General features: G+C 42.8%; 10 protein-coding genes. 2 read left to right on the forward strand and 8 right to left on the reverse strand.

Going from position 1 to position 11,988, the window contains the following annotated elements; genetic code table 11:
* Window positions 1-2: 2 nt before the first annotated feature.
* Together OA34_RS04590 and OA34_RS04595 are read right to left on the reverse strand one after the other, a co-directional pair.
* Window positions 3-2,369 carry a pyridine nucleotide-disulfide oxidoreductase/dicluster-binding protein gene (locus OA34_RS04590; RefSeq protein ID WP_039672876.1) on the reverse strand — a complete coding sequence of 789 codons (2,367 nt, stop codon included), beginning with the start codon at window positions 2,367-2,369 and terminating at the stop codon, window positions 3-5.
* An 81-nt stretch (window positions 2,370-2,450) separates the two neighbouring features.
* Entirely contained in the window at window positions 2,451-5,174 is a 2,724-nt protein-coding gene (locus OA34_RS04595) for a molybdopterin-dependent aldehyde oxidoreductase (protein WP_039672878.1), read from the reverse strand.
* A gap of 476 nt (window positions 5,175-5,650) precedes the next feature.
* On the opposite strand from OA34_RS04595, the gene OA34_RS04600 reads away from it, so the two are divergent.
* Both OA34_RS04600 and OA34_RS04605 read left to right on the forward strand, forming a co-directional pair.
* Entirely contained in the window at window positions 5,651-7,537 is a 1,887-nt protein-coding gene (locus tag OA34_RS04600) for an FIST N-terminal domain-containing protein (protein ID WP_039672880.1), read from the forward strand.
* Window positions 7,534-8,202, forward strand: coding sequence for a response regulator transcription factor (locus tag OA34_RS04605; RefSeq protein ID WP_039672883.1), 669 nt, complete (start codon window positions 7,534-7,536; stop codon window positions 8,200-8,202). Before OA34_RS04600 ends, OA34_RS04605 begins: the two co-directional genes overlap by 4 nt.
* Window positions 8,203-8,292: 90 nt before the next feature.
* Here OA34_RS04605 and OA34_RS04610 read toward each other — a convergent pair whose 3' ends face one another.
* The 6 genes from OA34_RS04610 to OA34_RS04635 all read right to left on the reverse strand — a co-directional run bounded on the left by OA34_RS04610 (window position 8,293) and on the right by OA34_RS04635 (window position 11,955).
* Window positions 8,293-8,748: a hypothetical protein gene (locus OA34_RS04610; protein ID WP_039672885.1), complete on the reverse strand. Its 456-nt coding sequence runs from the start codon at window positions 8,746-8,748 to the stop codon at window positions 8,293-8,295.
* A 10-nt stretch (window positions 8,749-8,758) separates the two neighbouring features.
* A complete protein-coding gene (locus tag OA34_RS04615) occupies window positions 8,759-9,271 on the reverse strand; it encodes a cytochrome b (protein WP_039672887.1) in 513 nt (170 codons plus the stop codon).
* Between the two features lie 9 nt (window positions 9,272-9,280).
* Window positions 9,281-9,721: a hypothetical protein gene (locus tag OA34_RS04620; RefSeq protein WP_039672889.1), complete on the reverse strand. Its 441-nt coding sequence runs from the start codon at window positions 9,719-9,721 to the stop codon at window positions 9,281-9,283.
* Between the two features lie 87 nt (window positions 9,722-9,808).
* Entirely contained in the window at window positions 9,809-11,026 is a 1,218-nt protein-coding gene (locus OA34_RS04625) for an ATP-binding protein (protein WP_286682845.1), read from the reverse strand.
* Window positions 11,019-11,678 (reverse strand): response regulator transcription factor, encoded by a 660-nt coding sequence (locus OA34_RS04630; protein ID WP_039672893.1) that lies wholly within the window; start codon window positions 11,676-11,678, stop codon window positions 11,019-11,021. Before OA34_RS04630 ends, OA34_RS04625 begins: the two co-directional genes overlap by 8 nt.
* Window positions 11,679-11,682: 4 nt before the next feature.
* A complete protein-coding gene (locus OA34_RS04635; protein WP_025345216.1) occupies window positions 11,683-11,955 on the reverse strand; it encodes a metal/formaldehyde-sensitive transcriptional repressor in 273 nt (90 codons plus the stop codon).
* Between the last annotated feature and the right edge of the window lie 33 nt (window positions 11,956-11,988).

The following is an 11,988-nucleotide window of genomic DNA, read 5'->3' on the forward strand; positions in this document are numbered from 1 at the left end:
GTTCAGCCTTCCACGACTTCCATGCGGTGCATGTACGCGTCTTTAACCGTAATATCGCGTCCCGATTCTTCATAACGAACCCAATAAGTAACGTTTTGAATCCTAAGACGCGCAAGATAATCCGAACTCTTCGGATTGAAAAATCGCTCTTGATGCGAAAGAGAGTTTGCCACCACTTTTTCCACGTCGCCGAGCAAGATAAATCGTTTCTCCATCAATGCCGTGATCTCATCTGAAATATGCAGTGCAAAATCATACGTCGGATCCATCGCACCCTCCTCTTCTTCATTCCATATCTCTTTTAAGAGTTGTCGTTTCAAACGTTTGCGGTTGTTTTGACGATCCGAAAGCGTAGGCATTTTTTGAGGCGTCTCTTGGTTGATTTCGTTGGCGTAGATAATGTCCAAAATATGATAGGCCCTCTTGTTGCCCTTGACCAACATATCTTTACACATCGCGCAATAAACCAACACGTCCGGATCACTCTCACAGATTCGATCCGCCGCAAACTCCTCGGCTTGTTCGGGATTGGCGCAAGCAACCAAACCGCCGTAACCGCAACACTTCGTCTTCTCCTTGGAGTATTCGAGTTCTTGAACGCTGTACCCTAAAGTCTTGACGATATTGCGGATACTTTCGTGAATTTTGGGATTATCTCTTGTTGCGCACGCATCGTGAATGCAAAGCTCGCGCTTGCCTTTTTTAATATCCACTTCGGGCAAACCGTACGTATCGAAAATTTCCCATAACGAAACGGTTTGAATCATCGGCAAATACTTGGCAAACGTAGAAGCACAACTCGAACACGCCAAAATAAACGTCGGACGACCCTCTGCTTCCCATGTTTGGCGTATCTTTTCGACGTTGTCGTGCATCAAATCCCCTCTTCCCGCCCAATCGGCAGGTGCGCCGCAACATCCTAAAAAGAGCCCGACGTCGCTCATAGCATCTTTTTCTTTAATCACTCCGACGAGATGTTTGTAAATCGAGCCGATATAATCGGTGTGCGTCGAGCTGAGTTGACATCCGGGATAAAAAAGATAGCCCGTTTTTCCCGAACCTTTGTACAAACCTCTCGCGTACGCCGAAAATGCAATCATCGGGTAGTAAAAAAGGTCTTTTGACGCCTCTTTGCTCGGCTGTTTACGAACCAACGAAAAATAGTCGCTTTGGCTAAATGCCATGTCTTTGAGTGCAAAATCATGCGCCGAAAGCGGCATTTTGTTGCGTTTGACCATACTTTCGCGCGTCGCATGGATAATATCCGCCATACCGATGCCCACGGGACAGACGGCTTTACACAAGCCGCACTCGGTACAAGAATTGATCATCAAATTTGCTCGACGCGTGCCTAAAACGATGCGTTCGTTATGGCAAATACTGCGGATATAACTATCGGGAGTGATGGAAAATCGTTGCATATGAACGCACGCTTTAATACAAGCGTCGCATTGGCATTTAAGACAACGACTCGCCTCTGCCGCCGCTTCGTCTTGAGAATAGATCGACGCGCTTAAAGGCACGCTTGCAAGCGGTGCGACCTGATCCGTCGCATAGTGCAATTTCGTCTCGAAAACGCCTTCGCGCTCCCTTGAAGCCAGCATCGAAGATTGGGTTATATAACGATCGATCGATACGGCGGCGCGCTTCCCGGAACTTGCCGATTCGATCATTAAAGCGTTTGGATTTTGAATGCCTCCGCCGATAAAGAGAGCTGAAATTTCCGATTGAAACGAGTGCGGATCGACGGTATAGGATTTGCTCCACGTGCGTGCACCTAAATAGATCGCATCGTACGTTTCCAAATAACGAGGTAAATCTTCTTCAAGCACTTCGACGCCATAATGCACCGCAATGCCTTTTTGCTCGATCATGCCGAGCTCTTCTTCAATTTCGCGCGCTTCCAAACCCTTGGAAACATACTCCCATAACCTTCCGCCTAAACGGTTCGACTTTTCAAAAAGAGCGACTTTATAGCCCTTTTTATCCAACTCGATTGCTGCGACGCATCCGCTTAATCCGCCGCCGATAACGGCGATATTGCCTTTGTTCTTAGGCAAAAGTAACGGTTTTTTAGGTGCGCTATAGCCAAAAGTAACCACGCTTTTTTCAAGTTCACCGATGCGGATACTTCCGCCCGCATGACTTCTAACGCATGCTTTTTCACAGGGATGATCGCAAATCTTTCCGATAAGCCGACTAAGAGGAATTTTACTTTCCATCATTTTATAGGCACCGGAAAAATTACCTTTTTCAACTTCAGATACAAATGCGATCACGTCCATATGAACCGGACATGATGCAACGCATACGGGAGGCTCTGAATGAATACATTGATTGCTAATTTCTAATAATTGATCTAAATCCATTCTTGATCTCCTCTTTATCGCGTTAAACACAAAGCTCAACAAGGCACGGTGTGCCTTGTTGAGGAATTTAGCGGCGATAGACTATTTTTTCAAAGCCGCTAGAACTTTCTCAGGACGTGCCGGTAAGTGTGTTACCCGTGCGCCGCACGCATTGTAAATGGCGTTGATAATCGCCGCGTGAGGAGCCGCAAGAGGCATTTCACCCGCACCCGAAGCACCTAAGAAGTTGTTCGGTCGTTGATACTCGGTGTACATTAACTCAATATTGTCCGGAACGTCTTTGATTTTAGGAATACCGCATCCGGTCAAGGTCGTATGTTTTTTCAAATCGTCGAAATCTTCCGTTAACGCCAAACCGATACCTTGTACCAATCCGCCGTACATTTGTCCGTCGACGACGAGTTTGTTGATGATCGTTCCGACATCAGCGGCCAACGTCATTTTTTCAACATTGGTTTTACCTGTTGACGTATCGACTTCGACTTCGGCAACACACACACCGTACATGTATCCGGCAAATGGATTTCCTTGACCGTCCGTTGGAGGTGTATCGGTACATGGCGCTGTCCATTTACCCATGTATTTGAGTTCTCTTCCTTCAGCCACCATTTCATCATACGTTCTATAGGTACCGTCTGGTTTTTTCATCGCCTCAAGTAAGTTGCGGCATGCAACAACCGTCGCATTACCCGTCACAAGGTTTGAACGACTTCCCCCAGCAGGACCGCTGTTAGGCGTTTTTGTCATGTCGTTTAGGACTAAGTCGATTTGTTCTGGTTTAAGGTGTAACGGTTTTAAAGTTTCATGCGCATACGTCAATGTTCCGACATCGGCACCTTGTCCGTGGTCTTCCCAAGAGTTACCCACACTAACGCCCGTTTTGGTCAATTCTGCCCATGCTTCAGAAGAGTCAGGGCCGTCCAAACCGCAACCGTAGATATTGACGGAGACGCCTACGCCGTATTTTTTATTAGGAGCAGCTTTGGCATTTTTCTCTTTGACGGTTTTTTTAGCCAATTCATAAACCGGTTTTGATTTGTCGAAAAGCTCTTCTAGACAATAAACGTCCGGTTGGCATCCCGTCGGTGTCGTATCGCCCGGTCTGTAGATATTTTTGTATCTAAATTCAAACGGATCCATACCGACTTTTTCTGCTAATTCGTCAACAAGCACTTCGGAGGGGAACATGATTTCAGGTGAACCGTATCCTCTAAAGGCTGAGCCCCAACCGTGGTTGGTACAAACGGTACGTCCGTTACCGCGAATGTTCGGGATCATATAACCCGCACCGCCGAATTGGAAACCGCGTTGCGTTAACAAATCGCCGAATTCTGAGTATGGACCGTGATCGACGCTCCAATCAGACTCTAATGCCAAGATTTTACCCTCTTTATCGGCCGCCATTTTCATCGTCGTCCAGAAAGGTGAACGTTTACCCGTATAAGTGATTTGTTGTTTCATATTGAATTCTAGATAAACCGGTCTTCCCGTCGCCATCGTCGCAACGCCGAGCAAACCTTCCATCGTCGGACTAAATTTATAACCGAACGTCGCACCCGTGTTATTTTGAACGATATAAACGTTTTCGGCTTTCATACCTACACCCTCTGCAATCATCAAAGCGTGGAAGTGAAGCGCAATACTTTTTGAATGGATGATAAGTTTACCCTCATCGTCTACGTACGCAAAACCGACATCGGGCTCAAGCGGCAAGTGCGGTTGGCGTTGCGTATAGAAGCTGTCTTCAACGACATACGGAGCTTTTTCCATGATCGGAGCAGTCTCGGAGCCTTTGCTGATATGGTTGGTAAAATAGACGTTTGGAGTACCGGGGTGAATTTCGATCGCATCGTCCGCCATCGCGTCAGGGGCATTCATATACGCCGGTAAAACCTCTAATTCAACTTTGACTTTATCGACGCCCGCATGTGCTGCTTTCTCGTTTTCTGCGAGAACGATTGCAATCGCATCGCCGTATTGGAAGATTTTGGTATCGTTCAAGATCGGTCTGTCCATACCGTCGCCTTTATTGGTCGGGAACGCCAAACCGTTAATGCGGTTTGTTCCTTTGACGTCTTTATAGGTCAAAACGGCAACGACGCCCGGAACTTTTTTCGCTTCTTCGGTATCGATGGAGAGGATATTGGCGTGAGAAACTTCGGCTTGAACGATTTTAGCATGTAAGGTATTTTCAGGAAGTTTAAGTCCTAAATCCGCACCAAAATCCCACGTACCCATAACTTTGGCAAGTGCGGAAGGACGGATAAATTCAGAACCGACCAAAGAAGCACCGTCTGGAAGTTGTTTCCAGATATCTTTGACTTGAATTTCGCCGCGCATTAATTTCGCCGCATCCATAACCGCATCGACCAAAGGAATGTATCCCGTACAACGGCAAAGGTTTTTATTTTTTTGGAACCAATCACGAACTTCTTCGCGGGTAGGATTAACGTTTTGATCAAGAAGTGCTTTGGCCGAAACGATAAATCCGGGAGTACAATAACCGCATTGTGCCGCGCCGTGAACCATCCACGAAACTTGAAGCGGGTGAAGTTTATCTTTCGTACCTACGCCTTCGATCGTAATGACTTCATCGTACTCTTCCAATTTTTTCATTTTTAAAAGACACGATCTGACGACCTTACCGTTATGAATAACGCTACACGTACCGCATTCGCCGCTGTTACAACCTACTTTCGTACCGGTAAGTTTCAGTTGTTTTCGTAAGACGTCGGATAGTTTTTCTTCCATATCCGCGACCAACGTCGTTTTCACCCCGTTAATAATCAATGTTTTCTTTAACATGTTGTTTCCCCTTGTCAATAGAGTCTTTGCATTTTTCTTACATGTTAAGAAATATGCAAAAATCACATATTTGTATCCATAAGTTTTCTAAAAATCCGATCGATACGCTAATATGCTTTTTTTGCATATTAAATAGGATGGATAATTAAAAAACTCACCCACGTTAAACCCGCCATATGCATATACATTTTACAATGTTACAATGTACATGTGATGTAGATGACTTTTTAACCTCCCGTAAGCTATGTTTTTTCTTAATCTTGTTTATTAAGTTTTGTTACTAAAGATCATATACTATGACTGTAGCATGAATATAGCAAAAAGAGCTATTTCACCCTTATTCGGATAAAAAAACGACCGATGTGTGATATTGTGACAAGCAAAACCTTATCTTTTTCACTTTATAATGAACGTGTTTATCTTCCAAAACTATCGGGTCATTTTAAGGTAATTAGGTAACGATAAGGAGACACGGTTTGAAAACATACAATTTTTGCTATGAATCGGGTTCGCTCGATCATATCATCGATTTTACGCCTTTACGTCAGGAACAAAATATTCTCGTACAACTCTTTTGCGGGCAAGGGCAAGAAGTCCTGCAAAAGATGGTCGATCTCTTTGCCTCCGCTTTGCCGCAGGCAATCTGTATCGGAACGACGACTGATGGCGAAATTTACGGAGAGCGTATTACGACGCAACAAAGCGTTATCTCGATCAGCGTTTTTGAGCAGACATTGCTAAAAACGGCGTATTCGCTCGATGACGACTCGTTTCAATGCGGTTATAAGTTGGCTTCCGATTTAATTACGCCGAACACGAAATTATTGATTCTCTTCTCCGACGGCACGCATATGAACGCCGAAGAGTTTTTAAAAAGCGTCGAGGCATACGATGCGACGATACCGATTTGCGGCGGTATGGCAGGCGATAACGGCAAGTTTGAACAAACGTTTATTGCCTCGCAAACGACCGTTTTAAGTAAAGGCGTCGTCGGCGTTTCGTTGAATTCCGATCGCTTACATGTCGCGACCGATTATAAATTCGACTGGAAACCCGTCGGACTCAAACATACCATTACGAAAGTCCACAACAACCGCGTCTATAAGATAGACGATATGAAAGCCGCTTTTTTTTACGACAAATACCTCGGGGGTAAATTTTCCCGAATCGAATTTCCCCTTATTATGGAAAAAAACGGCATTATTATGGCACGCGCCGTGATCGCGAAACACGAAGACGGAAGCCTCAGCTTTAGCGGTAATTTAGAAGAAGGCGACCAAGTGAGAATCGGCTTTGGGGATGCGGAATCGCTGATGAAAGACCCCATAGAGGTTTTAAAAAATTTACATACGATTAACGTCGAAACGTTTTACGTCTTTTCGTGTATGGCACGAAGACGATTTATGCCGTTTTTAATTAAAATGGGCATCGGATCGTTTTCCAAAACGGCTCCCACATCGGGGTTTTTTACCTATTCGGAATTTTTTCACCACAACGGTCACAACAAACTGCTCAATCAAACGCTCACCGTCGTGGCTCTGAGCGAATCTTTAGAGCCCGCTTTTATCCCTATGCCCGATCAAGAAGAGACCAAAAAAAGTGCTCCTTATTCCAAAACGATCGAGTCGCTGACCCATTTGATCGAACAAAGCGCGCGCGATTACGACAAACAATCCAAGCGGCTTGAAAAACAGATGAATTACTCCAAAAACCTTCTCGCATCGCACAGGCAATTTTTGCGTTGCACCGTTCACGAGATGAATACGCCCCTAAGCATCATCATGAGCAGTATCGAGCTACACGAAATGGAGTTTGGTAAAAGCGTTTATTTGGAAAATATCGAAGTTGCGGTCAAAAGCATCTTTTCGATGTACGACGATCTTAGTTACCTCATCAAACAAGATCAAATTAACTACGCCAAACGTCCGATCGATTTGGTCGATTACGTTCGTTGCCGCATCGATTTCTTCGCCCAAGTCGCCGATAAAGCCAAATCCGTTTTTTGTTTTGAAACCGATTGCGCACAAGCACTCATCTTATTTAACGATACGAAATTACAACGTATTATCGACAATAATTTGACCAATGCCATCAAATATACGTTTGAAAACGAAAAAATCACGGTCGGGGTACATGTCAAAGAAGACGGCTATCTTTTCAGCATCGCATCGCATTCGCGCAAAATCCAAAAACCCGAAAAAGTCTTTGAAGAGTATTACCGCGAAGAGCAGGCGCAAGACGGCTTTGGACTCGGACTCAATCTCGTTAAAAGAATCTGTAAGGAAGAAAATGTGAAAATCACGCTGCTCTCAGACGAGAACGTGACCTCTTTTTCATACCAATTTAAAATCGAGAACGCATGAAAATTTTACTGTTAGAAGACGATATTATCCTGAACGAATCGATCACGCAATACCTCACGACGGCCGGACACGCGATCAAAGCCGTTCGAGACGGTAACGTTTGTTTGGGTATTTTGGAGAAAGAGAAGTTCGACTTGCTCATTTTCGATATTAACGTACCCAATATTGACGGATTAACGATTTTAGAGATATTGCATGCGCAAAAAAACGTCACACCCGTCATTTTTATCTCAACACTCATCGATATCGAAGATATTTCCAAAGCATTTGAGTTGGGCTGTTTTGATTACCTCAAAAAACCGTTCCATCTCAAAGAGCTCAATCTTCGAATCGATCGCATCTCCAAAACCGCCAAAAAAGAGATGCATCATAAAAGGCTCTCCGCCTCTTACAGTTTCGACTGCGACGCGATGACGCTCTACTTTCACGAAGAACCCCAAGTGCTCTCCAAGCGACAACTGCAAATCATCAAATTTTTAACCCACAATCGAGGATTTGTCTGTAGCTACGATATGTTCAGAGAAAACGTGTGGGAAGATTCCGATACGATCGTCGACGACGCAACGATCAGGGCGGAAATCAACCGCCTCAAAAACAACTTAAAAGAAGATTTTATCGTCAATATCCGAGGCATCGGCTATATGGTCAAAGTGCCTTCGATGTAGAGACATCCATACCGAATAAATTATTATTGTATTTTAGTGTTATCAAAAAACATGTAACATAAAAAAGAAAAGCCTTACAAAAAGTAAGGTTTATTTCATAACGTATTTGACATGATCTTTATAGGCTAAATGGCATGAAATACAGCTGTTTCCAAGCTCTTTTGCCCCTGCATAGGCACCTTCCCAATCTTTTTTTTGTGTGGCTTTCTCGATGATAGCGACATCATCATCCATCTTTTTGTCGTAATACACCAACATCGCTTTAAATCCCTCGTGATCTTCTTGATCCATAATAACCCAAGGTTTTTGTTTGGGGGCAGGATGTGTACGTATAAAGTAGATACCCCGATCTACAAGCAATTTATTCATACTGACAACACCGTTTTGAATACTCTCATACGCCATGCCCATACCGCTCATCAATTGCGCATAAGTAATGTCCTCTTTTTGCATGCTGGCAACTAAATCATCTGCCGTTTTTTCTTGTGCTACCAATGCCATTCCTGCATACACTAAAAGTGTGCCTATTTTTAGAAATTGTCTCATCATTGCTCCTTTAAAACCACATGCGTTTGATAATATTGTTCTTACTTTTAATGGCATACGAGACCACACCTGCAACGTGCATTACGATTAAAAAGAGAAGCACTTTGGTTAATAAACCATGGACAATGCCCACACCAAAATCTTTAAAACTACCATAAAGCTCTTTTTCTAATCCAAAGAAAATCATCTGCCCTAAAGAAGCACTTTGTGCAAGCACAAATCCACTCACACCAATCGCAATAATGACACCATAAATGGCGATATGATTAGCTTTCATCATCGTAGCTCTAAAAGGGCTCATGGAAAGTGCTTCGGGCTTTGGAGCTCTTGAAATCATCCAAATACGCATCACGCTTACCCATGTTGTGAGGATGCCTAAAATCATATGGATTTTTAAAGAACCCAACTTTTCAACCGTATTGGGCATGTTCGATAAAACAAATGTTCCTGTCATCAAAAGAAAAATAAGCAATCCCCCACTAAGCCAGTGGAGGATAATTGAGTGTGATGTGTAGCGTGTCATAAGTACTCCTTACATCGCAAGTTTGGTAGCTAATGTTTTGCGTTGTTCGGTTGTCAAAACACTCAAAACTTTTTCAATGCTCCCCGCTTGAACATCGATCATCTCTTTAGATAACGAAGCTCTGTTTTTGACAAAACCCTCTTTATCAAAGGTGCCATCTTTGTTGATGATGACGACCGCTTCTTTAGTATCTACGGCATCAAAACGCTGTTCACGTAGATCAAACATCACTTTTCGAATCTCATTCCATTGTGTTTTAGACAAATCCATAGTGGAGAGTGTCATCATAACCTCTTGCATACCATTACCACTCATTGCCATTTGCTTTTGAAAAGGCATTTTGCTAGATTGGCTATCGCAGTCCATAAAACCTTTTGGTCCTCCAAAAGCGTAAACTGAGCTTGATGCCACCATAAGAGCTAAACTAAGTGTGATGAGTTTTGTTTTCATCGTGAATCCTTTTTTTGATTTGTGATGAAAGTATAAAAGGTGAAGGTAATCCGTAACCCAAGTGAAGGTAAACAGAGGTAAACAGGGTTATTTTTTGAAAATAGTCAACGTAACATGACGATTCTCATAGCTATAGTCTATTGTATAGCCATTAAGATGGACGGTTTTTTGAATGATAAAAAGACCAAATCCATACCCCGTAGAGCTCTTATGTCTTTGTGTTTTATCCAATTTCCAGCTGTGCAAATTCTGAGAAATATCAATAGGAAGCGGTTCTCCTACATTGGAAATGTGGAGTTTATTTTCCTTACATGTAAGAGATACTTTATGGTTTTCAGAATATTGCAAGGCATTGTCGAGGATATTTTTCAAACAAACCAACCACAACTCTTTATCCCCATACAGCGTATAGCCTTCACATCCTTCTGTTTGTATAGCGTCCGTATCCTTTACATGTAAGGTTTGTGAAACTTCTTCTAAAAGGGAGTTTAGTGTGTGAGGATGTGGCAGAATCGTTTCATTTTTGCCAATAAGCTCTTCTAAGGTCTTAAATGTGTTCAGCTGGGTGTTAATCGCCTCAAACACCGTATGAATCTGTTCATGTGTTTTGATTGAGGGCTCATTTTTGAGGTAAAACATTCCTTTTGCCAAAGGTGTTTTCATCTCATGCATAAATATTTTATTAAACATCTCACGCGTTTCTAACAGGTAGCCAATGTGACGAATGGCTTTGTTGTAGGAGTGGGTGATTTGATTGATTTCTTTATACTGCGAGGTCATTGCCACTTCAGAATAATCCCCACCTTCCATTCGTTTAAAGTGTCGCTCCACATCCATAAGCGGTGTGAGCATTTTTTTTGAGACCATAAATAAAATCGTTTGAAGCCCCAACAAGATAGCAAAAATGGAGTGAATCAAAATGAGCGCATAATCCTCTTCTAAATCTTCCAAATAAAGAGAGCCTATAGGATTGTACACATACAGCACCTTTTTGTCTTGGTACGAAAAGAGGCTGAAGCCTTTAAGCTCATCTCCTTTATGATAGAACATTTTTGCTTCGCTCGAGGGCTTTTGGGTGAATATTTTAACGTTATACTCTTTCAAATCCTCATCACTCACACTAAATGATTGCATTAGTACAGGTTGTAGTGAGCTTGCGATACTAAAATAACGCGCCATATTGTGCTCATCTTGCAGGTGTTTTTGGCGAATGTAAAAAAATCCCCACAGTCCAAGAATCACCACAAGGGAGATCACAAATAAAAACCTGATTTGCGCGATTAATGAGGTTTTGATATTACTCAACAAAGCGGTACCCTCGACCACGAAGGGCAATGATATGCTCTTTAGGAGAATAGGGTTTGATTTTCCCACGAATTTTACTGATAATCATCTCTAAACTTTTTCCATCCATCGAAGAGATAGCGGGGGAATCGTAGAGAAGTTGCTCTTTAGAGACCACATTGCCGTTATGTTTGACGAGCTGTGAGGCAACTTCAAATTCAGCTTCAGTGAGAAAAAGAGGGTTTTCTAAAAAAAGAACATCATGGGCTTTTGCATCAATGACAAACGATTTGTTAGGTTTTTCATCGGCAAAGGCACGGACTCTGCGCAATAAACTGCTGATGCGCGCATACAATTCATCGGGGTCATACGGCTTAGGCAGGTAATCATCCGCACCAATTTGCAGTCCCATGACTTTATCGCTCGTACTGTTGCGAGCCGAGGAGATAATAATAGGAATTTGACTCTTTTTTCGAAGTTCACGACACACTTCAAGTCCATCCATTCCCGGAAGTCCTAAATCCAAAAGTACCAAACTGTATTTTTCAAGAGGTGTAACAACTGCGTTAAAGGGGTCATCGCAGATATCTACATGTAAGCTTCTTTGCTCCAAAAATACTTGAATCAAAGAGGCAAACTCTTCATTATCTTCAATCAATAAAATCTTTTGCATCGCCTTACCTCAAATAAGTTTTTAAAAGACTCGCAAGGTTAAGTATCTCTTTTTCTCTATCGGCTTCACTGACATGATTTCCCAGATGTTCTTTGATATGCCCGTCCAGTACCTCGCTCATTAACGAGTGTATCGCACCGCGTGCCGCGCTGATTTGTTGTAATATTTTAAAACACTCTTTTTCGTCTTCCAAAGCTTTTTCAAGACTGCTCAATTGACCTTTGATTTTTTTGACCCGCAAAAGCAGTTTCTCTTTATTAGCAATCGTATGAGACATTTTTGACCTTTAGAATTTTATTAGATATACTGG

The sequence above is a fragment of the Sulfurospirillum sp. MES genome, assembly GCF_000789415.1.
GTDB classification, from domain to species: Bacteria; Campylobacterota; Campylobacteria; order Campylobacterales; family Sulfurospirillaceae; genus Sulfurospirillum; species Sulfurospirillum cavolei.

Excerpts from the sequence above, each read along its gene's own strand:
- OA34_RS04610 (WP_039672885.1), bottom strand. The coding sequence starts at position 8,748 with ATGAGACAATTTCTAAAAATAGGCACACTTTTAGTGTATGCAGGAATG.
- OA34_RS04620 (WP_039672889.1), bottom strand. The coding sequence starts at position 9,721 with ATGAAAACAAAACTCATCACACTTAGTTTAGCTCTTATGGTGGCATCA.
- OA34_RS04635 (WP_025345216.1), bottom strand. The coding sequence starts at position 11,955 with ATGTCTCATACGATTGCTAATAAAGAGAAACTGCTTTTGCGGGTCAAA.
- OA34_RS04630 (WP_039672893.1), bottom strand. The coding sequence starts at position 11,678 with ATGCAAAAGATTTTATTGATTGAAGATAATGAAGAGTTTGCCTCTTTG.
- OA34_RS04615 (WP_039672887.1), bottom strand. The coding sequence starts at position 9,271 with ATGACACGCTACACATCACACTCAATTATCCTCCACTGGCTTAGTGGG.
- OA34_RS04590 (WP_039672876.1), bottom strand. The coding sequence starts at position 2,369 with ATGGATTTAGATCAATTATTAGAAATTAGCAATCAATGTATTCATTCA.
- OA34_RS04605 (WP_039672883.1), top strand. The coding sequence starts at position 7,534 with ATGAAAATTTTACTGTTAGAAGACGATATTATCCTGAACGAATCGATC.
- OA34_RS04595 (WP_039672878.1), bottom strand. The coding sequence starts at position 5,174 with ATGTTAAAGAAAACATTGATTATTAACGGGGTGAAAACGACGTTGGTC.